24 protein-coding genes are annotated in these 21,784 nt (G+C 41.1%); 10 read left to right on the forward strand and 14 right to left on the reverse strand.

Annotated features, from left to right (window positions below):
- Positions 1 to 102 precede the first annotated feature (102 nt).
- From LRQ06_RS13740 to LRQ06_RS13750, 3 genes are all read right to left on the reverse strand, one after another.
- Entirely contained in the window at positions 103 to 822 is a 720-nt protein-coding gene (locus tag LRQ06_RS13740; RefSeq protein ID WP_232767296.1) for a carbonic anhydrase, read from the reverse strand.
- 168 nt (positions 823 to 990) lie between these two features.
- Positions 991 to 1,338 carry a helix-turn-helix domain-containing protein gene (locus tag LRQ06_RS13745; protein ID WP_232767300.1) on the reverse strand — a complete coding sequence of 116 codons (348 nt, stop codon included), beginning with the start codon at positions 1,336 to 1,338 and terminating at the stop codon, positions 991 to 993.
- 158 nt (positions 1,339 to 1,496) lie between these two features.
- The gene (locus LRQ06_RS13750) at positions 1,497 to 2,309 is read right to left on the reverse strand and encodes a tetratricopeptide repeat protein (RefSeq protein ID WP_232768970.1); all 813 of its coding nucleotides are present in this window, start codon (positions 2,307 to 2,309) and stop codon (positions 1,497 to 1,499) included.
- Between the two features lie 325 nt (positions 2,310 to 2,634).
- Between LRQ06_RS13750 and proV the strand changes: the two genes are divergently transcribed.
- From proV to LRQ06_RS13775, 5 genes are all read left to right on the forward strand, one after another.
- Positions 2,635 to 3,822, forward strand: a complete 1,188-nt coding sequence (gene proV / locus LRQ06_RS13755) for a glycine betaine/L-proline ABC transporter ATP-binding protein ProV (protein ID WP_232767301.1) — start codon at positions 2,635 to 2,637, stop codon at positions 3,820 to 3,822.
- A 5-nt stretch (positions 3,823 to 3,827) separates the two neighbouring features.
- Complete coding sequence (gene proW / locus LRQ06_RS13760; RefSeq protein WP_232767302.1) at positions 3,828 to 4,916, forward strand: glycine betaine/L-proline ABC transporter permease ProW; 1,089 nt, start codon at positions 3,828 to 3,830, stop codon at positions 4,914 to 4,916.
- Positions 4,917 to 4,938: 22 nt separating this feature from the next.
- Positions 4,939 to 5,946 carry a glycine betaine/L-proline ABC transporter substrate-binding protein ProX gene (gene proX / locus LRQ06_RS13765; protein ID WP_232767304.1) on the forward strand — a complete coding sequence of 336 codons (1,008 nt, stop codon included), beginning with the start codon at positions 4,939 to 4,941 and terminating at the stop codon, positions 5,944 to 5,946.
- 80 nt (positions 5,947 to 6,026) lie between these two features.
- On the forward strand, positions 6,027 to 6,491 hold the full coding sequence (locus LRQ06_RS13770; RefSeq protein ID WP_232767305.1) for a MarR family winged helix-turn-helix transcriptional regulator: 465 nt from the start codon (positions 6,027 to 6,029) through the stop codon (positions 6,489 to 6,491).
- Between the two features lie 178 nt (positions 6,492 to 6,669).
- Complete coding sequence (locus tag LRQ06_RS13775) at positions 6,670 to 6,873, forward strand: hypothetical protein (RefSeq protein WP_232767306.1); 204 nt, start codon at positions 6,670 to 6,672, stop codon at positions 6,871 to 6,873.
- A 279-nt stretch (positions 6,874 to 7,152) separates the two neighbouring features.
- Here the strand turns inward: LRQ06_RS13775 and idi are convergent, their stop codons facing one another.
- Positions 7,153 to 7,692, reverse strand: coding sequence for an isopentenyl-diphosphate Delta-isomerase (gene idi, locus LRQ06_RS13780; RefSeq protein WP_232767307.1), 540 nt, complete (start codon positions 7,690 to 7,692; stop codon positions 7,153 to 7,155).
- A 469-nt stretch (positions 7,693 to 8,161) separates the two neighbouring features.
- Between idi and LRQ06_RS13785 the strand changes: the two genes are divergently transcribed.
- The gene (locus tag LRQ06_RS13785) at positions 8,162 to 9,664 is read left to right on the forward strand and encodes an AMP-binding protein (protein ID WP_232767308.1); all 1,503 of its coding nucleotides are present in this window, start codon (positions 8,162 to 8,164) and stop codon (positions 9,662 to 9,664) included.
- Positions 9,665 to 9,801: 137 nt separating this feature from the next.
- Here LRQ06_RS13785 and LRQ06_RS13790 read toward each other — a convergent pair whose 3' ends face one another.
- The 8 genes from LRQ06_RS13790 to LRQ06_RS13825 all read right to left on the reverse strand — a co-directional run bounded on the left by LRQ06_RS13790 (position 9,802) and on the right by LRQ06_RS13825 (position 16,837).
- Positions 9,802 to 11,232 carry a sensor histidine kinase gene (locus LRQ06_RS13790; RefSeq protein WP_232767309.1) on the reverse strand — a complete coding sequence of 477 codons (1,431 nt, stop codon included), beginning with the start codon at positions 11,230 to 11,232 and terminating at the stop codon, positions 9,802 to 9,804.
- Positions 11,222 to 11,878 carry a response regulator gene (locus LRQ06_RS13795; RefSeq protein ID WP_232767310.1) on the reverse strand — a complete coding sequence of 219 codons (657 nt, stop codon included), beginning with the start codon at positions 11,876 to 11,878 and terminating at the stop codon, positions 11,222 to 11,224. The genes LRQ06_RS13790 and LRQ06_RS13795 overlap by 11 nt, the downstream gene beginning before the upstream one ends.
- On the reverse strand, positions 11,878 to 12,513 hold the full coding sequence (locus LRQ06_RS13800; RefSeq protein WP_373054833.1) for a tetratricopeptide repeat protein: 636 nt from the start codon (positions 12,511 to 12,513) through the stop codon (positions 11,878 to 11,880). Before LRQ06_RS13800 ends, LRQ06_RS13795 begins: the two co-directional genes overlap by 1 nt.
- Positions 12,514 to 12,523: 10 nt before the next feature.
- Complete coding sequence (locus LRQ06_RS13805; protein WP_232767311.1) at positions 12,524 to 13,339, reverse strand: SDR family oxidoreductase; 816 nt, start codon at positions 13,337 to 13,339, stop codon at positions 12,524 to 12,526.
- Complete coding sequence (locus tag LRQ06_RS13810; protein WP_232768972.1) at positions 13,326 to 13,997, reverse strand: iron-containing redox enzyme family protein; 672 nt, start codon at positions 13,995 to 13,997, stop codon at positions 13,326 to 13,328. The genes LRQ06_RS13805 and LRQ06_RS13810 overlap by 14 nt, the downstream gene beginning before the upstream one ends.
- An 8-nt stretch (positions 13,998 to 14,005) precedes the next feature.
- Positions 14,006 to 15,517, reverse strand: coding sequence for an AMP-binding protein (locus tag LRQ06_RS13815; protein WP_232767312.1), 1,512 nt, complete (start codon positions 15,515 to 15,517; stop codon positions 14,006 to 14,008).
- A gap of 5 nt (positions 15,518 to 15,522) precedes the next feature.
- Positions 15,523 to 16,128 carry a thermostable hemolysin gene (locus LRQ06_RS13820; RefSeq protein ID WP_232767313.1) on the reverse strand — a complete coding sequence of 202 codons (606 nt, stop codon included), beginning with the start codon at positions 16,126 to 16,128 and terminating at the stop codon, positions 15,523 to 15,525.
- Positions 16,129 to 16,243: 115 nt separating this feature from the next.
- Positions 16,244 to 16,837 carry a class I SAM-dependent DNA methyltransferase gene (locus LRQ06_RS13825; RefSeq protein WP_232768973.1) on the reverse strand — a complete coding sequence of 198 codons (594 nt, stop codon included), beginning with the start codon at positions 16,835 to 16,837 and terminating at the stop codon, positions 16,244 to 16,246.
- 352 nt (positions 16,838 to 17,189) lie between these two features.
- On the opposite strand from LRQ06_RS13825, the gene LRQ06_RS13830 reads away from it, so the two are divergent.
- From LRQ06_RS13830 to speG, 3 genes are all read left to right on the forward strand, one after another.
- Positions 17,190 to 17,675 carry an acyl-CoA thioesterase gene (locus LRQ06_RS13830; RefSeq protein ID WP_232767314.1) on the forward strand — a complete coding sequence of 162 codons (486 nt, stop codon included), beginning with the start codon at positions 17,190 to 17,192 and terminating at the stop codon, positions 17,673 to 17,675.
- A gap of 92 nt (positions 17,676 to 17,767) precedes the next feature.
- The gene (locus tag LRQ06_RS13835) at positions 17,768 to 18,013 is read left to right on the forward strand and encodes a hypothetical protein (RefSeq protein WP_232767315.1); all 246 of its coding nucleotides are present in this window, start codon (positions 17,768 to 17,770) and stop codon (positions 18,011 to 18,013) included.
- A 178-nt stretch (positions 18,014 to 18,191) separates the two neighbouring features.
- On the forward strand, positions 18,192 to 18,731 hold the full coding sequence (gene speG / locus LRQ06_RS13840) for a spermidine N1-acetyltransferase (RefSeq protein ID WP_232767316.1): 540 nt from the start codon (positions 18,192 to 18,194) through the stop codon (positions 18,729 to 18,731).
- A gap of 36 nt (positions 18,732 to 18,767) precedes the next feature.
- Here speG and ppiC read toward each other — a convergent pair whose 3' ends face one another.
- Positions 18,768 to 19,046 carry a peptidylprolyl isomerase PpiC gene (ppiC, locus tag LRQ06_RS13845; RefSeq protein ID WP_232768974.1) on the reverse strand — a complete coding sequence of 93 codons (279 nt, stop codon included), beginning with the start codon at positions 19,044 to 19,046 and terminating at the stop codon, positions 18,768 to 18,770.
- A 268-nt stretch (positions 19,047 to 19,314) separates the two neighbouring features.
- Here ppiC and LRQ06_RS13850 point away from each other — a divergent pair, with 268 nt between their 5' ends.
- On the forward strand, positions 19,315 to 20,232 hold the full coding sequence (locus LRQ06_RS13850; protein ID WP_232767318.1) for a chemotaxis protein: 918 nt from the start codon (positions 19,315 to 19,317) through the stop codon (positions 20,230 to 20,232).
- A gap of 28 nt (positions 20,233 to 20,260) precedes the next feature.
- Here LRQ06_RS13850 and LRQ06_RS13855 read toward each other — a convergent pair whose 3' ends face one another.
- A complete protein-coding gene (locus LRQ06_RS13855; RefSeq protein ID WP_232767319.1) occupies positions 20,261 to 21,619 on the reverse strand; it encodes a diguanylate cyclase domain-containing protein in 1,359 nt (452 codons plus the stop codon).
- Positions 21,620 to 21,784 lie beyond the last annotated feature (165 nt).

The following is a 21,784-nucleotide window of genomic DNA, read 5'->3' on the forward strand; positions in this document are numbered from 1 at the left end:
GTATACCCAAGCAACCTGAAAATGCGGTGTTCAGGTCGTTTGGATATACACACAAAAAAAGCACTTGGAAATCAAGTGCTTTTCAAAAAGAAAAAGGATTAATTAATTTTCAACAACTAAGCGGGCATTTCTTTTTTGAACCGGACGGTTGTTGTGACCCATCATCCCTTTTAATGCTTTTTCCTGCTCAGCAGACAATGTACCTGTTTGCTTAATAACAAACCAACGAACACCTTCGCTACAAGGTGGCGTCGTTAAAGATCCATTAAAACGATAGTATTTATCGACATTGGCGGGCAGCATATCACTAACATCGAATGGCGCTGTTAATTTTTGCGTCTTATGGACTGTTGGTAGTGATGATGTCAATTTATCCAATTCTGAGTTTTTGTCCCCCATCTCATACATCACAGCGACAACTGCAAGATTGCCATTTTTATCCGCATGAACAAAATGGGCCTCTAATGGATACTGATGATGATTAATCAGGTTTTCAGATGGCGTATGGAAATGGAATTGCTTTAGTTCGAAAACATCACCATCAATTGTCAGCGTATTATCTCCTGTAACCGTTGCCTGAAGGCTATGACCATTATTTGTCAGGTCAGTCACCTTACCGGTGTAATGAAATTTTAAAGGCTTCAACTGAGCTTTTGCTACCTTAGCAACATCGATCGGGCTTTGGTTTACCCCCTCAGCACAAGTTTTAGATACAGAACCCCAATGATCCGGCCCATGTTCACCCTCATATCCCCATCCGGAAGCCTGAGCCGTTCCACCAATAAATGCGCTCACCGTTAGCGCAAGAAGAATTTTTTTCATTTTTGTAGTCTCCCTAAACAATGACATTGCCTGAATAATAAATTCAATAAAAGAATCCATTAATAAATCTGGCTAAAATACCGTCTATATTAAGTAACATTTTGTTACATTTATTTTTCGGGCTGAGTATAGCGGCAAATAGTAATTGATGGAATAACTACATAATAATTATTTATCAATATATTGATATTGAATCAAGACCTGATTATTTTCGACCTGAACATTTTGTATTTCACCGGCAACTTCAACTTTTGTGGTTATTATTATTGGCCGGTTATTCTCTTTTCTCAGCGAAATTAAAGAAGGAAGGAATGTATAAGGGTCTACATGAAGCTGATGGCAAAAATCTTGTACAAACTGAAGAGTTAACTCACTCTTTCCTTTCATTATTTTAGAAAACTCCAATTGCGTCAATCCCAGGCAACGAGAGATTTCCATTTGAGTTAATTGCATTTTCGCTTTTTGTGACATCCAGACATTTTGTAAAATGCACAAATCTTCGTGTGTTAATTCCATTGCGACTATTTATTTTGATCATACAGAGAAGAATAACAATGACAAAACCTTCTTCTCCATATGTCATTTTTCAGTCAGAAACAATTATTATATTTTAAAATATCATCAGAGACTCATTTTTAAGAATTCTAAATAATAAAATAAATGCTCTCTGACTGTTATTTTTCATCTGTAACCGAACTTGAAAATATTAAATCATCAAAACGTTGGTTGCCATGGAGGGACTCAAAATCCATCTCTTCCGATAACAACTCCTTCAATGACGGACTTTGTGCAATCGCCAGTATTAAATCATCGATCGCCTGCTCTTCAGCTCCAAGACGGGCATAAGCACATGCCCGTTGATATAATGCCGGGCCGTTCGTTCCATCCAGTTCAAGCACCCGGTTACACAAACTCATTGCCCAATGATATTCTTTCATTTCCATCACAGCGTCTGCTTTATACGTTAAAGCCTCAAGATCACCCGGCCGGATTTTCAGAATGTCATCATAAACTTCAACTCGTTGTTCCGGAGTCTGCATACTTTGAGCCCGTAGCCACAAATTATGGATTTCATTAATAATTTCAATTTCCCGGTTGTTTTCCGTAATAATTCGGGTTTTACGCTTCAGATCCCGTTCCAACTCAATGAACTTTTTCTCATAATCCTGAGCAATTTTGTTCAGGCGCTTATCTGCCAGTTCTCTGGTATTATTTTTAACCTCTTTCAAAGAATGCCAGCCAAACAGCGCGATAAGTGAAGCAACACCTGCGATGATGTAAAAGAAATAAGTCACCGTGACGTTAGCATAATTCATTGATTTATCAGCAACACTCAGCTCTCTGTCAGTCATCTGTATTGTCAGTTTTCTTTCCAAATCCTGCTGATCATGCCTCAGCGATTTCAGTTCATCTAAAATGTATCTTTCCATCAAAGGGCGATCCAACAGTGCAGTTTCTGAATATTTCTCAACTTTCTTCTCAGTCATATTAGGTGAATCTTTAGCTAAAACGGTCCCCTGACATAGAATCAGCAACATTATTCCTGATAGTAGTAGTTTCATGTTTTTCACTTAGCATCCCTTTAACAGTTATTTGCAGCTCATTACGTTTATTTATTTGGACTCAAAGCATTTAACAAAAAATAAATAAACCAAAAAATATTATTTTTCATTTTATTTATCAATAAATTAATATCAAAAAGACATATTTATGGAAACTTATCTTCTTGAAATAATTCTTCTTAATGTTTAGAGTACATTATATAAATTCATTTTTTAGACATATACTTGGTATAAACAAAGGACATGTTCAATGCAACCAATACTCGAAGTGAAATCACTTTACAAGGTATTTGGAGAAACGCCTAAAGATGCTTTCCCTTTGTTAGATAAAGGTCAGAACAAAGACGAAATTTTTGAGGCAACTGGCCTGACAGTTGGTGTTAAAGACGTTTCTTTGACCATCAACGAAGGCGAAATCTTTGTGATTATGGGACTATCAGGTTCCGGAAAGTCCACGCTTGTCCGTTTACTCAATCGTCTTATTGAACCGACTCGCGGAAGCGTACTCCTGAAAGGCCGTAATATTGCCAACATTTCTGAAGAGCAACTTCGTGAGGTCAGGCGGAAAAACATTTCGATGGTGTTCCAGAACTTCGCTCTGATGCCTCATATGACTGTATTAGAAAATGCAGCATTTGGATTAGAGCTTGCAGGGGTGAAACCTGTCACCCGTAACCAGCTTGCTAAAGAAGCACTCACCAGAGTTGGTCTTGAAGCATATTGTGATTCGTTCCCCGATGAATTATCGGGAGGGATGAAACAAAGGGTGGGTCTGGCTCGCGCGTTGACCAACGACCCGGATATATTGCTGATGGATGAAGCCTTCTCCGCCTTGGATCCCCTCATCCGGACCGAAATGCAGGACGAATTGATCCGTTTGCAGAATGATGACAAAAGAACCATTGTCTTCATTTCTCACGATTTAGATGAAGCCATGCGAATCGGTGATCGGATTGCCATTATGCAGGATGGTGTTGTAGTTCAGGTGGGGACACCCGATGAAATTCTGCATAACCCGGCCAACAACTACGTCAGCTCTTTCTTTAAAGGCGTCAATGTCGCCAGCGTATTCTCTGCAAAAGACATTGCCCGTAAAAATCCGGCCGCTATATTTAAAAAACATGACAACGATGGTCCGGGAGCCGCCATACAGATGCTCATAGACAATGACCGTGACTATGGGGTGGTGGTGGATCGATCAAACCATTACTCAGGCATCATTTCCATTGACTCACTGGAAGAAGCTGGCCGGAATCATCATCCGCTGACCCATGCTCTTTTACCGGACACAGTATCCATTTCGCCGGAGACCTCCGTGGGTGAACTGATTGGCATCGTCGCCAAAGTCCCTTATCCGGTACCGGTTGTGGACGATAATGGAAAATATTACGGAGTCATCACCAAATCACGTTTGCTGAAAACATTAGACAGAGAATAATCACAATGGCAACAACAGAAACCGCCACTCAGGCAGCACAAAACAGTGACCCCTGGGGCGCAGCGGCACAAGCCGCAACGACAACATCCGATCCCTGGTCAACAGCGACGCAGGCAACGACTCAAGGTGGATCCACGGCAAATGACTGGCTTCATGCAACAGCTGCTCAGGACCCTTTCAGCTGGCTGCACCCTTTTAAAGAAGCCGTCATTCCCTTTGATCACTGGGTCGAGACCGCACTGGAATGGCTGGTACAACATGGTCGTCCTGTTTTTCAGGCTATCCGGGTTCCCATTGACTTAATCCTGTCCTCTTTTCAGGCAGCCTTAACCTCGACACCTGCGCCTTTCATGTTATTAATCCTCTTTTTAATTGCATGGCAACTTGCCGGCCCCAAACTGGGCATAGGCTCTCTCTTTTCTCTGATCGCTATCGGTTTGATTGGTGCCTGGAATGGCGCCATGATCACACTTGCCTTAGTGATGACCTCGGTGTTCTTTTGCATGCTGATAGGGCTGCCCTTGGGTATCTGGCTGGCCAGAAACGATACTGCCGCCAAAATTATCCGGCCACTTCTGGATGCCATGCAAACCACCCCAGCCTTCGTTTATCTGGTGCCTATCGTGATGCTTTTTGGTATCGGTAACGTTCCGGGGGTTGTTGTCACGATTATTTTTGCCCTTCCTCCGATAGTCCGGCTGACCATTTTGGGTATTCAACAGGTACCGGAAGAATTAATCGAGGCCGGACACGCCTTCGGAGCCAGTCCGAAACAGATGCTTTACCGTATCCAGTTACCACTGGCCATGCCGACCATTATGGCAGGCGTCAACCAAACGTTGATGCTATCCCTTTCTATGGTAGTCATTGCCTCAATGATTGCCGTTGGAGGTCTTGGTCAAATGGTATTGAGGGGGATTGGACGTCTGGATATGGGACTGGCCGCTGTCGGTGGCGTTGGCATTGTTATACTGGCCATCCTTCTGGATAGGATTACTCAAACACTGGGCACCGAAACCCGTGATAACAAAACGCATTGGTATCAAAAAGGTCCGGTATCCATTTTCTATAAATTCAAAGTCAATCATAAATAAACACCCAATACAGGAGCAAATAATGAAACATGCATGGAAAAGCATACTAACGTCAGGATTCATATTAGCATCGACTCTTTCTGCTTCAGCATTAGCAGAAAAACTGCCTGGCGAAGGTATTACGGTACAACCGGTACAATCAACAGTCGCAGAAGAAACATTTCAGACACTGATCGTTAATAAAGCAATGGAAGCACTTGGTTACACAGTAAAACCAACGAAAGAAGTAGATTATAATGTCGCCTACACATCCATTGCCGAAGGCGATGCGACTTATCTGGCTGTAAACTGGAATCCCCTGCACAAATCAAAATTTGATAAAGCCGGCGGTAACAACGCGTTTTACGTCAAGGGAACGTACATTTCCGGTGCTGCTCAGGGCTACCTGATCGATAAAAAAACCGCGGATAAATACAAGATCACCAACATTGCACAGCTTAAAGATCCCAAAATTGCCAAGCTTTTTGATGCCAATGGTAACGGCAAAGCGGATATGACCGGTTGTAACCCCGGCTGGGGATGTGAGGGTGTGACTAACCATCAAATCAAAGCTTATGGCCTGAGCAACACCGTTGAAATCAATCAGGGTCAGTATGCGGCTTTAATGGCAGACACCATCACTCGCTATAAAAGTGGTAAGCCAATCTTCTACTATACATGGACACCATATTGGGTGAGTGGCATCTTGGTTCCAGGTAAAGATGTGGTCTGGCTGCAGGTTCCATTTTCATCATTGCCAGGCAAACGCGCTGGTATTGATACCACGTTGCCAAATGGTAAAAACTATGGTTTCCAGATGAACACCATGAGAATTGTCGCGAACAAAAAATTTGCAGAGAAAAATCCTGCAGCCGCAAAGCTGTTCTCGATTATGAAGCTAAGCATTAATGATGTCAGTGCTGAAAATATGATGATGCGTCAGGGGGCAAACAGTTCCGCCGACATTGAAGCTCACGCGAACGGCTGGATTAAAGCTCATCAGCAATTATTCAATTCCTGGATTGCGCAAGCGAAGAAAGCCGCTATGTAACCTATATAAAACATCGAAAAACAAAGGGCTACATCGCTACTACGTAGCCCTGAGTTTCATTAAGCAGGGAGAAGCCGGTATTGGAACGATATGAAGAAGTCTTAATTTCCCTGAGACAAATCATCCGTGCAACGGATCTCTATTCAAAAAAAATCAAGCGGGAATATGGATTAACCAGTCCTCAGATACTGCTGATGAAGGCCATTTTACAATCCAGCGATGTAACTATACGGGAGTTGTCATCAAACACAAATATGAGTCAGGCAACCGCAACCAGTATTCTTGACAGACTGGAAGCAAAAGGCATTGTATCAAGAGTAAGAGACACTACAGACAAAAGAAAAGTACACGCAACATTAACGGAAAAAGGCTTAAGCATATTAGAAAATGCGCCTCAAATGATGGAAAAGAATTTTGTTAACCAGTTTCAGAATCTTGATGCCTGGGAGCAAAATCTTATCTTGTCGTCTTTACAGCGAGTCGCAAATATGATGAATGCTCCAGCGGATAACAAAAACTCATCAATATTATTTATCGATGAATAGCGTCATATATTATTACTTTGATGACATCACACCTTCTATACTCAATTCAGCTACACTTAAAATATAATAAAAACACGAGGGGTTGATTCTTTTCACGCTAGCCCCATATTCAAATAGGAAGGTAATAGAAAATGAAGCAACATCAGTTCTAAATGTAAAGTATACGGAGGTATGTTCAATGAAATTACCTGCATTACATCTTAGCATTTATGAAACCGAACCACTTACAGCCAATCACATCTGGCCTGCCGCGATGACTTTTCCCGTTCATCATAACGATAAGCTGTTCAAAATTTACAATGATATACCCGAAAAAAACATGCAATTAGTGATTCTTCCCGTTGACTGGGAAATAATTAAGCCCTTTATCAAGATTCACTAAATTCATTCGAAATGAAAGTAATAAATCCGGCTTCATCAAGTGCTTCCGAAATTTGATATCCCTGAGCGTAGGTACATCCGATATCAAGTAATTGCTTCGCTCACTTAACATTTTCGCCCCTTTCTCGGTAATCACGCTAAGATCATTAGCCAATATCATAATAGAAGAAAGGATCATAAAAACACAAAAGTAGAGATAGTAATATCCCGGCTAAAAAGACACTTAAAGTCAACCCAACAAGCTGTCCGGTATTCAGGGCCAGGAACAACAGCCTCAACATTAATTCCTGGTCATTTGGGTCATTTGCTCCAGTTGTTTAACCATCCATGGGCTGAATGCCCATGGAGTGGAACGAACGGAACGATGTAAGTCATCTTTATTAACCCATTGAAAATCCATAACTTCATCAGGATTTATGCTGGGCTCACATTGAACCACTGCCTGATATACAGGACAAAACTCATTCTCCACAATACCGCTGGCATCACGCTCACAATACTGAAATTCAGGAAGCACCAGCTGAATTTCTTCAAGAGAGTTGAACCCCAGTTCAAAACGAGCCCTTCTTTTCACCGCTTCAACCATCTTTTCATCTGGGAGAGGATGACCACATACAGAATTCGTCCATACTCCCGGCCAGGCGATTTTTTTCAGAGAACGCCGGGTAATAAGTACTTTATCCTCCTGATTAAGGATATAGCAGGAAAAAGCGAGATGTAGCGGCGTATCCATATTATGAACAAAACGTTTATCCGCTTGCCCTTCAGGTACCAATTTATCATTCAGTAAAACAACACATTCATCGCTTTTATTGTACATAATCAGGTCCGGACCGAATCTTAGCAAGCGCTGCATATTAATAGAATTTAGCTTATAAAGTAAAGGAACAATAAAACTAATTTGAACGAAACCTAATTGATTATTATCCGATTAGCATATTGATTCTATTTTGCAATTTGCAATGCAAAATAGTTCACTATGGTTATTCATACAACAGCAATGGCTATTATATGACCATTTCCCATCTAATTTTATTGGGTTTTAAATATGGCACGATATGTGCTTGTTAGTTTAGTAATCCTCGATTCTATCGGGGATTACCCAGCCAACTGACGTTGTTAGTGAATAGAATTTATTGTTCACAAATTGTAGCCATTTGTTCGTATAACAAATGGCTTTTTTTTTCAACATTCACCTCACAATACTTCCTAGATATTTGACTTTCATCCTTTCTGTATTAACACTTTAATCAAATACTTATGACTTTATAAAAATGGGTGTTTGCAGTATGAAAAGTGACTATAGCATCGGTTCAAATATGAGTCAGTTCATCCAGCATATCAATATGCAGGGAGAAGCAATTACTGACTACACCCAATTACATCAGTGGTCCATTGAGCACAGCCAGCGATTCTGGCTGGAAGTCTGGCAATTCTGTGATGTCATTGGCTACAAGGGTGAATGTGTTCTGGGGGAAAAAGTACCCCAGGGACGCAGTTTTGATCCTATTCTTGATTCAGTCTGGTTTCCGGATGCCCAGATAAATTATGCAGAAAATTTGCTTTCGTATGCCTTTCAGGAACCGGATAGCATTGCGATATATCAAAATGATGAAAATGGGAATACCAAAAGTATCACCTGGCAAGAGCTTTCGGATAAAGTTTCCATCATTCAGCAATGGCTAAAACAAAATAATATCGGAAAGAATGATGTCATCGCTTCTCTGCTTCCTTCCTGCATAGAAAATATCATCTCCTTATTAGCCGTAACAAGCATTGGCGCAGTATGGTGTCCGATATCACCAGATGAAATCGATTCTTTAAACACACCTTTATTCCTGAAAAACGTCCAGCCTAAAGCGATGATATGCAGCAACGGATATTACGACGACGGTAAAAATATCGATTTATGTAAACTCAATCAGCACATTGCAAATTCAGTCATGTCTCTGACTTCGATATGTCAGATAGAACATGTCATTTCACCGACACTGCCTCCCGAATTTAATGAAAAATTCTCAGACTGGGAAGCCATCTTAGCCAGTTATCTACCCAGAAGTGTAAAATACGAAAGAGTCTGGTTTAATTCGCCGTTATTCGTTACTAAGGGAACCGGATCAACACCGGTCACTCATAGCGTAGGGGGAACCATATTAAACCATCTGAAAGAACAGCAACTGCAACTCGGCATTCAGCCTAACTCCATTTGCCACTGTATATACCCTCCTGCAGATCCCCGGTGGCTGTGGCATGTTTCTCTGATGGCAAATGGGTCTTCTCTGGCTCTCTTTGAAGGAAATCCCATTTTCCCATCGTCCGATTCATTCTATAAACTACTGGATACATCTGACACGACTGTCACGATGATAGATGAACCCTTTCTTCTCAAACTGATGAGCTATAACAATCAGAACCCTATGTATGGTAGTGCATTGAGTTCTCTGAAAACCCTCTTAATTAGTGCCCAGTGCGATCAGTCTGATTTAATTCAGCAAGCAAAAATATTGTTTAAATCGAACCTGCAAACCATACTGACTTCTCCTGATTTAATCGTATGCGGTTCAATGTGTTTCTCAACCCCATATTCAGGTGAAGCCTTTGTAAAATATGATGCGCTTGGACTGGATATCCGGTTAACCGAATCCGAAACACAATTGTTTCTGACCTGCCATAATAACTTCCCGAATCAGCCTAAAGAATATTCTGAACTGATGAGCCAGCAAAACATTAACCTGCAGGACTTAAAAGAAGAAAATGGATGGCTTGTGGCGTTTCGCCCTGGAAATGCATAAGAAAGATAGAAAAACAGGGTGAACTAACAAGTCACCCTGTTTTATTTTTTTATAATTTTTGTACTGCGTAGCCACGTTGTTAGTAAATATAAAACTTAACGGAGTTTTTGAAGTGAATTTCATATTATGAAATTCACTTAATCCAAACTGTATCTATTAAGCCTCTTTAATTGAACTAAAAATGTGTTTCTCCCCTCATTTCTGGGTAAAAACTCAACAATTCCGTTATGAAGATCAACAATATCCCGGGTAATCGCCAAGCCTAACCCGGCTCCATCCCCTTTTTCTCGGTTAGAACGATAAAAACTTTCAAACAATTTAAGTCGTGTTTCTTCAGAAACATCTGCACCGGTATCTGACACATAAACGTCAACAAACTCTTCTCCATTGACAATATTGACCGTAATCTTTGAATTATTTCCCGAATACCGGATGGCATTATCAATCAAATTCGTAAACAGCAACCTTAAAAAAGATTCATCGCCCTCAACAAAACTTTCATTTCCGACAAATGACAAGTCCTGATTCTTTTTTAGAGCCAGAGGTACCAGATCAGAAATCGTACTCCGGATTAAAGACTGAAGCTCAATAGGAGAAAAATGGAGTTCATGCACACTTTCTATTCTTGCTAATGTCAGCAATTGTTGTATCAACCGGTCGGAACGCTCTATCCCCTGAAGAATTCTCTCCAGATCATTTTGTAACTCATCCTGGTTCCGGCTTCGCAACGCATTTTCCGCATTTAATCTCAATACGGCCAACGGTGTTTTTAACTCATGGGCAGCCATTCTTGTAAAACGTTTTTCTCTCTTCCATGCATTATCCAGCTCATAAAGAAGAGAATTCAACGCATCAACCAGAGGTGATAACTCTTCAGTTGATCGGCTGACCGATATTTCATCAAGCTTATTAATATTCCGCTGAGTAATGGCAAACTTCAGTTCAGAGATAGGCTTAAAGCTGCGCTCAATCAGCCAATAGAGTAGAAAGGCAATACATAAAATCAGTACAACCTGAGGCAGTAATCCTGACAGAGCAAGTTCCGTCATCATCTCTTCGCGGATGGACTCTTTTTCCGCAACAATAATATAAGATTTGCTTTGTTCTCCGCTATGTGAAATATCCTGCAACTGAAAATACCGCCATGTTTGATTGCCAAGAGAAGCATAACCAAACCCGGAAAATGAGGGTGAATGCGGTAATTCCCCGATTTGAGGCTGGGAATCCCAAATAATGCGGTTATTCCGGTAGATTCTTATCAGGATGTTCTCTTCATAAGTATGTCCGTATGTTGTGCTTTTATTTTGCCCGTCGGATAAAGCTCTGATCTGCGCCATCCAGTGCTCTAAACGTTTTTGGACATAATTCACATCCAGTGTGTCATTTTCTGAAGCAAGAGTGGATAAAAACAACTTAGCGGTCTGCCCCAGTCTGGCGTCATAGACTTCGTAAACTTCATGATGAGATGACTGATAGCTAAAATACAGTGCAATAACCATAAAAAACAGTGACATTGAAATCACTGAATACGTTAGACGGCGTTTAATAGAGTACATTTTATTTTTCAATGATATAGCCAACTCCCCGAATATTTTTAATCACAGAGGAATCCAGTTTTCGACGCAAATTGTGTATATGAACTTCAATTGCGTTATCACTTCCCCCCTCATCCCACCCATGCAATGACTGTATCAGTTGTTCCTTGCTTAACACTCTTCCGGCACTGCTCAGCAAAGTTGATAGAATTTTATATTCATTTACGGTTAATTTAAGCGCTTCACCATGATAAGTGACACTTTGACTATCAAGGTTTAGCACCAAACCATTCACTTCCAGCTGATTTTCCGTTGTTCCCGATAACCGGCGGATCATCACCCGTAACCGGGCAAGCAATTCCTCAAGGGCGAAAGGCTTAACCAGATAATCATCGGCCCCGCCATCTAATCCCCGAACCCGGTCATTAATTTCATCCCGGGCAGTCAGTATCATTACCGGAATATTGAAATTAGCCTGCCTCACCTGTTTTAATACTGTAAAACCGCTGATATCAGGTAACATAATATCCAGAATAATCGCCGTAAATGTTTCCGTCTTTAGTGCAGTAAGAACACCACTTCCTCTTTCAAGCCAGTCAACGGTATAACCTTGTCTTGATAACGAGGCCACCATTGACTCTCCCAGCATTACATCATCTTCAACTAATAATATTCGCACTATTGACTTATTTCCTTTATCCGGCTTTCAATCTCTTTTCTTCGTCCTGCATCAGCGAGTTCCCGTCCCTTACGGGCTGGTGCATGTAATGCTTTAGTTAAGTACTTAATGGCTTGTTTTTCTTCACCATTCTCAGCTAGAAAATCACCATAAAAGTAATTAGGGTCGATACCATCCGGGTTGATTTCCAACGCTTTTTTCAGCATTTTTTCTGCTTTTTTATCATCCCCGAACCCTAATGGCCACCCCGGAACTTTATAATACAGAGAACCAAGACTGGTATATGCGGAACCTTTTAATACTGTCGGCTCCGTTTCTATCACACCTTCTAAAATTTTTTTCGCATCTTTAACCAAAGACAATGCACCTAATCCACCTCTTACACCGGCTAAAGAGCTCTTATTAATGGCAAGCCAAACCTTAAGTCCGGCATTATCCGGCTGTTGTCTGACTGCTTTTTCTGTCCGCTTGATCAGGTTTTCAAGACAGAAAATATGGTCGTCTTTATCGTCTCTCTGATACTGACATTCTGCCCATTTTTTCTGAATGGTGACCAATGGATCAAAATGACCGGCTGCGTTTGCGAAAGTCAGTGGCATGAAACACAATATAAAACACATTAAGGTAATCTTCATTTTACAATCCTCATTTCGTGCCAGAAGTCGTCATATAACGGTAAATTGTAGGGAGCTGCTTTTGAATAGATTTAGAAACCAATCCCGGAAGTATCTGATTCACCCTGACAAACAACTTTTCAGGCCAGCCTAACCAACAATACTCTCTCTCGGTATGAATCATTTTCAGCACCTGACCTGCCACATAATCAGGTGTATCAACATGATTACCTAATTCAGAATTCAGATCGTTTACCTGCTGACTATTCAGTCTGGTCTTTGTTGCTCTTGGGGCCAGATAGTGGACTTTTATATTCGAGCCATGCATTTCTCTGTTTAGGGCTTCCGTAAACCGATACAAGCCAGATTTCGCCGCACCATAAACGGCGTAACCGGGATAACCGATGCCACCAAACGTTGAACCGATATTTAATATAAGCCCCGGCTGGTTCAGCCAACCATTAATGGCATATTTACTAACCAATATCGGACCGGTTAAATTAAGAGACAACTCGGAATAAATCTGCCCGGTGTTTTTCCGGCTTAGTAGCTGAAACTGATTATGTCCGGCATTGTTGATAACAATATCGATGCCTTCATTCCAGGTTTTAATCAATGTTTTCAACTTGCAATCCATTAACCGGATTGATTCATCATTAGCAAGATCACAACTTATTATCTCGTGATGATAAGGAGACTCCAAAGCCGACATTAACTGCTCAAGTTTTTGTATATCTCTTGCGACTAATACAAGTTTTGCTCCCTTGAACGCCAGCTCTTTCGCTATTTGCTCCCCAATACCACCTGTTGCCCCGGTTAACAGAATACGTTTGTTATACACATCCATTATCTTTCCCCCGGCTCAGCGTCCGCAGCATATCGCCATATAGATGAAAAATCATATTAGCGGAATGGATAATGGCGTTCTGGTCCTCTCCAGATTCTACTTTATTCATTAAACCGGCAAAAAACTGAAGATGTTCCTGATCCAGTTCACAATGAGAGGTCAGGTATGTTAGCGCATTGTCTGACAGGTTCAGATTCTCTTTGACGTGCTTAGCCATTTCACCCCCGATGGCAACACTGGTCCCTTCTAAAACCAACACCATGCCAAAAAAACCCATCGGATTGTCACGATCGATCAGATGATAAAGATAAGACACCATCAGCTCGATATCTCGTCCGGGACGACCATTTTCAACCTGTTTCGCATCGTAGCCACAACATGCAATATCATCCAAAATCCAGTATTGATGCCCCTTTTCCTCTTCAATATATTCTGCTATTGCTTCTCTGACCCATTCATAAGATTGTGGAAGTTTCGAGCCACAAGCCATAAGCAGAGGTACGGTATGTTTAACATGGTGGTAAGCCTGTTCTAAAAACGCAACGTATTGATCCAGTGAAATCTGTCCTTCCACACACTCCCGAATGACAGGTGCCTGCATCATATATTCTCTGGCGGCAGACGTTTGAGACACTAACTCTTCATAAAACATAATAATAATTTCCTCTACTGATTTTGAATAATAGATTCAATGCAAATTCCGGCTTTCAATGACTCTGAACCGGACATCCATTCATGAACCGCCGAATAAATGTCGTTTCTGACAGGACGAAGATTTTGCGTAAAATAAGAACGGACATGAGCATCATCGGTAACGATGACCGCTGTATGGATTTGTGCATAATCGGGTAATACGGCATTCAGCTTACAGATGGAATCGGTAACCTTATCCGGGTTCATTGAGATAATGAGAGCAACAAGCTTACCTGCAATTTCACCGACAAGAATAAGCGTTCTGAGCTCCGGCCATTCGTAAGCCTTCGTTTCTATCCATTCCGGAGAAATATTCCGTCCGAAGCTGGTCACAATCAGGTTTTTTTTACGGCCGATAATGTTCAGATATCCTTCTTCCGACCATTCACCGAGATCCCCGGTGGCGTACCACTCTCCATCAAAAGGCTCACCCAGATAACCTAAAAAACCGGCAGGAGAAACCAGTATTTCACCATCTGAAGCCGTCTTAACCTGATGATGCGGCAAAGGGCATCCAACGGTTCCAATTTCCGAACACACTGGTGAATTCACACTAACAACGGAAGCACATTCAGATAAACCGTACCCTTCATAGACCGGTAGCCCTAAATCACGAGCCTGATTTAAAATCGAAACCGGAGCTTTCGCCCCACCGACGGCAACAAATTTTAATGAACGGGTATACCCGGGATAATGTGCAGCGACACCGACTAATGCAGCTAACAGGGCTGGCGTTAGTACCAGTGTCGCAGGCTGAACCACTTCAAGAGAATGGCAAAAAGCCTGAGTATCGAACTGACTGGAACCGATAAGACCGACGTTCTCACCAACCAGGATAGTTGATGGGCTTCCAACAATGATAGGAACATAAATACCGGTAATATTCTCCAGTAATGTCGAAAGAGGTAGCATAACCAAATGCTTATCACCTTCATTCAACGTAGGCAAAACGGTCGCTAGTGACATTGTCACACGATCCAGATGAGCAGAACTAAGGCATACACCCTTAGGTGTTCCGGTTGAGCCCGATGTGAACGTTATTTTGCTCGTTCCCGGTAATGCATTAACGTTACTTTCCGGTTGAACAGAAACGATCAATACATCATGGGACAGCTCGGCAATACTATGTCCGGTCTCCGGTATAGTTTCGGAATATCGGCGGGAAACAATGGCATCAACCCGGACCGAGTTAAACAGATGCTTCTTCTGTTGACGGGTAAAAAACATAGGAACCGGTAAACAGGCTATACCGCTGGCCAATGCCGCTAAATCCGAAACCAGCCACTCGTAGCTATTTTCTAGTTCAATTGCAAGACAAGACACGTCATGACTGGTAATGAGACGGGTTAACCGCCGGACTTCTGTTGCCAACTCACCGTATGTCACGCTTCTTTCTCTGCCGCTGATCGCTTCACTCGCGTAAAACGCCACTTTTTCTGGTTCAGAATCAGCTTGCTGATACAATTTATCTATAATTAATGACATTCGTTTTATCTCCGGGAAATGGTATTTTCAGCAGAACAACAAATCATCTCTCCCAATTGATCTGCTGCCTGCTGCAAATTACCGACAACAATTCTTGGAGTGTATTGGTAATACCGGCCCCAGCGTTCAGCATTCTTAACTTTCTCCGGATTGGCGGTGCCAATTTGTAAAGGCTCAAGTCCCATACTTTCCATTAAGGCAAACAAGGGATCCGTCACAGTGCAAACACACCAGCTAAAACCTGACTCAATAAGGTATTTAGTCATAAGGTAAAAATGAATTTTTGAAAACCTGAAAGAAAATGAGGCAAGTTGTCCAAACTCGATAATTTGACTACGTGGGACTTCCAGCTTCTGCTCATGAATGATCTGTTCAATCGGGGAATCCAGATATTGTTCTAAAAACAGACGACTATTTCCCGCGGACCGGATTCCACAAACAGAGATCAGCTTTCTTTTCTGATACAACGCCAGATAACCCGGCATAAATTCACTTAAGGTTGCTTTAAATGCCCGGGCATAGCGCTGCGACACATGTTGCTCTATTGATGATTTAAGAGGATGATGTTCACCAATGGCCAATAGCTGAAAGTCAGAAAATAAATTTGTCATATATAAATCCCCTTACCTGATGTAAAGAGATTAACGACAGAAACTTAAGAGAAACTTAAGGGATAAAAAAACCGGATAAAAAATCCGGTTTTACAAGAAAAGCATGAATTCTAAATTATTTTATTGCCACACCCATCATGGCAGATTTATAGCCTTTAGGTGTACGGACCCGGAAAGCGTGTGACATTTTCACACTTGCAAATCCAGCCTGAATCAATTCGTCCTGCATTTGGATAGTACTGACACCTTCAGTCCGGTCTTCATCATCATTAATCCAGTCCCAATGAACAAACACGCCATCTTTATCCATCAAAGAATAAATCACTTCCATGGCTTCAGAAATATTTTCAAGATAACCGAAAACAGAACTGGCAACGATAACATCAAATTGTTTACGAAATGCGGGATGCTGCGCGACAAGCCCACGGGTTAGCAAATCCACAACTGGTTCAACATTCCTTAACCCTTTTTTATCCAGCTCTTCAATCATTAATTCAGAACTGTCCAGAGCAACAACTGACTTTGCATTCATTGCAACGAACTCTGTCATTAACCCGGTTCCACATCCCATATCAAGAATGTGCTTACCTTCCGTACTGACTGTCTTTTCGAGTAATGCATGTGCACTTTCAACAAACTCGATGTTCACATCATCGTTTTCCCACTGTGCTGCTAGAGCATCCCAATCTTTTGCCACGGTGGCCTCCATCATGCTTCTACTTTTAATATGAGGGAACGAATACAGAGAATAAACCAAAAATAGGTATACTTCATAGAGTTATATCAAGAACATAGTCCAGAAACATTATATACACCGCAACCAGAAATCATCGTTAACGTCGCACACATCACAAATCTGTAATATGCAATTTCACATATACATTTTAAGTCTCATTTTCTCTATAACATAAATGATGGTGTTCAAAGAAATTGTATCAAAAACAAAGCCACGTAATGATACAATAATGTTACGTTTTTTAAATTAATAAATTATTCATATTTCTAGAATATTTCACCAATTGCACTACTTTTAAGGTATAAGAGAAATTTTGAGTATATCTATGACAAATAAAAAAAGAGATTTAACACTTCGCTTTTTGGCGGAACCTGGTGATGTTAACTTTGGCGGTAAAGTTCATGGCGGAGCAGTCATGAAATGGATCGATCTGGCGGCTTACGCCAATGCTGCAGCCTGGAGTGGAAAATATTGCATCACCGCCTATGCCGGTGGAATTCGCTTTGTGGCCCCGATTCTGGTTGGAAATCTGGTCGAAGTAAATGCCAAAATTATTTATACGGGGAAAACATCAATGCACGTCGCAATTGATGTGGTTGCCAGTGATCCCAAAAAACTCGAAAGCCAGTTCACAACTCACTGTATTGTCATCATGGTTGCCGTTGATGAAAATGGAAAACCAACAGAAGTTCCTAAATGGATTCCTGAGGAAGAGGAAGATATTGAACTTGAAAAGTCAGCAATCAAACTGATGAACATGAGAAAAGAAATCGGTGAAGAGATGCAGGCACAGGTAAAATATCTGTTTTAAAATAAGTTTTCGTCAGGCTGTCATATTAGCTTCATGATTATCCTTTTTAATGTTGTGTGATTTTAAGAGAAGGTGATCCGGAGACAACCAAATTGAGCAGCTTAAGTGTGACGCTGAGTCACTCTACGATCGAAAACACAAAGTCCGTTGAATATCAATGGGTTCGTTCTCTTTACGTCAGTGGTTACAACGACGAGCAAATCAATCATTATATTCAGCAATGTTTCGGCGGCGATGACATTTTTGCCAATTTATTCCGGAAAGTCGCTCTGAACCAGGAAAGCCTTTACGTTCTCCTGCAGTATATCGGACATGCACCTTCCTGCCGGGAGCTCTGATCCTCATCCATTTTTTTCAATAAAATAAGCCATTTATTCTTATCCCTTCCTCAGATTAATCATATACCCAAACGACCTGAATCATGCATCTTCAGGTCGTTTGGGTATATAATCTCCTATATCGTCAGATCATTCCTGATGATCGGTATTCCCGGATATAAAAACCAAGGCTGGACACATGAAAGAAGTACTGAAACTCAGGGCATTAGAAAGAGAAGACTTACGGTTTATTCACAACTTAAACAATAACCGGAATGTAATGACATACTGGTTTGAAGAGCCCTATGAATCTTTTGATGAACTGGAAGAACTTTACAACAAACACATTCACGATAACGCAGAACGACGCTTTGTGATTGAGAATTCAACCCAACAGCTGATTGGGTTAGTCGAACTGATTGAAATCAACTACATTCACCGCAGTGCAGAATTTCAGATTATCGTCGCTCCAGATTATCAGGGGCAGGGATTTGCAACGAAGATCCTGAATAAAGCACTGGATTATTCCTTTACCATATTAAATCTGCACAAAGTCTATCTGCACGTCGCTATAGAAAACGGAGTTGCTGTCCATATTTATGAAAAAGCCGGATTTATTGAAGAAGGTCATTTAGTGGAAGAGTTTTTCATTAACGGACGCTATCAGGATGTAAAACGCATGTATATGCTTCAGAATACTTATCTTTCTAAACATGGCCTAAAGAAACTAAACGGATAAATGACCAAAGTCCAACCAGCCGGCAACTGAATTGAATTAAGTACGGTAGAGCACTTTAACAATATGCCATCCAAACTTAGTTTTTACCAAAGTGGGCTTGAGTACTTCACCGGAAAAACAAACTCTGTCAAATGCGGGAACCATTTGCCCTTTACGAAACTCACCGAGATCCCCGCCCTTTTTCCCAGATGGACATAATGAGTACTTCCGGGCCAGTGTCTGAAACTTCGCGCCTTTACCAAGCTGTTTTAACAAATCTTCTGCCTGACTCTTGTGCTTAACAAGAATGTGCAATGCTGCTGCCGTTCTGGCCATCATATTCTTCTCAAAAACTAAACGCAGTGGAGTTTAATCAATCGTCGGAAAGATGTCACGATGAATGATTAAAAGGTTAACCCTCTCTTTTATGAATAACTGCATTATTTAATGTCTATCTCCTTGTTACACTGCCTTTTTCTGAATAAACTTTGACAAGAATTATTGATAAAGTGCCCAACAAATAGATAATTACTTAAATAGATAGTTGAATAGCAGCTATGTTAGTTTAGTATTTATAGTAAGCACATTTATAAGAATTTACGTTATGGCAAAAGTCGCGAGTAAAGCAAATCAATCTCAGGGTATGTTGATGTTCACTCTCAATATGCAAAAGCAATTATTTGCAATCGGCACACTGAAAATTCGCGAAATCGTCTCTTTCATGCCGATGACCCAGATTCCCTATTCTCATCAGAATGTAATTGGGACAGTCACAATACGCGACCTTACTGTTCCGGTTATCGATATGGCCGCAGCAATTGGCTTTCGACCAATTGAAAAAGAAGAATATGACCACTGTTTTCTGATCGTTACCGATTGTCTCCGGACCGTCGTCGCCTTTATGGTGCGCACCATTGAAAAAATCATTGAATGTGACTGGCGCTCTATTGAGTCGGCCCCTGAAACTGCGGGCTCAAACATTTTTGTTACCGGAATCACCCGTTATGAAGAAAAAATAGTCCAAATGCTGGACGTTGAGCTGCTTCTTTCTAAAATCTATCCTCAGTACGAGTCCACAAAAGTCCCAATGCTAACGGATGTTGAAAGGGAACGCCTGAGATCATTCAATATATTGCTTGTTGACGACTCAACCATCGCCAGAAAGCAACTCTCGGACGCACTTGATCGTATAAACATCTCATATAACATCTGCAAAAATGGTCTCGAGGCCTTGGAGTATATGAAATCAAGGGCAGAACAGAATAACCCGATTGATATTCTCGTCAGTGATATTGAAATGCCAGGGCTGGATGGTTACGAGCTGGCTTTCGAAGTTCAGAATGACGCTCAGCTTAGCCACTGTTACACTATTCTTCATACATCATTATCCAGTGAAATTTGTGTAGACAGAGCAAGGCAGGTTGGAGCTCAGGAGGCATTGGAAAAGTTCAATGCTACCGAACTGATCGTTGCCATGCTGAAAGGGGCGAAAGCTCTTGAGAAAAAAGCACTGAACAGTTAAAAATCAGGGACTGTTGCCCTGATGCTAATTAATCTCTTTGTTTTTTTTCGCTATACATCCGGGCATCGGCTTGAAGAATCATATCCTCATAGTCAGTAAATTCACTGGAATACAATGAAAAGCCAATGCTTGCAGATACATTAAGCTGTGAATTATCAACGATCAACGTCTCACCACATAAATGATTCCGGACAGTTTCGATTTTTTGTCGTACTTCAGCCTCAGAATGAACGTTCAATACGATAATTAAAAATTCATCGCCCCCAATCCGGGCAACAAAATCATCCGGTTTCACAGAATGAACAATATGCTTAGCGGTCTGTTGTAAAACACTGTCACCGGCATGGTGCCCATACTGATCGTTTATCTGTTTAAAATTATTCAAATCCACATTAATCAAAGCAAAAAACGTTTTTCTCCTATCTTTCAGCTGATTCTTAGTGAAAATTCTGTCTAATGTTTGCATGAAATAACGTCGGTTTGGTAACTGCGTCAGTTCATCATATAAAGAAGCACGACGGGCCATTTGATAGAGGTAGTACATAACCGTAATGACCAGCATCAATATCAGAAGGATCGGATACCCAACCAATCTTACACTGTTTGCTTTGATCCAGTTGGAAAATCCAAGTTCTTCCGGTTTGGCAGACAAAGCAACAACCCAGCTACCATAAGGAAAATAAACCGATTCCTGAGCTAAAGGAGTGGAAAATGTTGACACTTCACCGACAAAAACATCACCGGCCGCACCCTTGCTGTTTTTACCCCGGATAGAAACATCATATTCTTTCTTCAGACGCTCAAGTCCGGTTTCTCGAAATAATTTTTGAATATCCAATACGGCACTAATCACCCCCCAATAAAACTGATTATCAGGCGGATCAAGAAACACCGGATAACGGGCAACCAAACCAACACCTCCCTGAATCAGATCAACCGGTCCGGCAAGGTACACTTTCTTTATATCTCTGGCTTTCTTGACCGTAATCCATTGCTCGGGTATTTGCCGAAAATTCACACCAATGACTTTTTTGTTAGGTTCATACGGATAAACATATTGGATAATATCATTCGGAGCCAAAGCCAGTGACCGGATATCTCTGGACTGAGACATAATATCTCTGGCCACAGAGTCCCAGTTTTTTTCAATCGGCGATGTATTTACCGTCGTCAGGGTTGCCAGGGTTTTGGCCACATAAATATCGGAGAGAATACGAGCTTCAAGCTTATAACGAAAGGACGACAAACGTTCATTCGCTTTTTGTTGTTTTGCCTGAATCATCGAAGTCTGGTGACGGTTAGATAATACTTCAATAGAAATAGTACTAATTATCACAATAACTGAGAGCAATGAGATAAATAAACAAGAGTTAAACTTTCTATTCATGTAAATAATTCGTCACTAAGAACAATCAAAAGATCGGTGGTTTAATTAAGCATTATCACATACTGGTTCTATATTACAAAGATCTGTTTATCTTGACTCACTTCTCATCCTTTTATTATCTATTGCTCCCATTTTTTAATAATTTACATAAAACTATTACCTCGA

The organism is Vibrio salinus (assembly GCF_021272385.1).
GTDB lineage: Bacteria > Pseudomonadota > Gammaproteobacteria > Enterobacterales > Vibrionaceae > Vibrio > Vibrio salinus.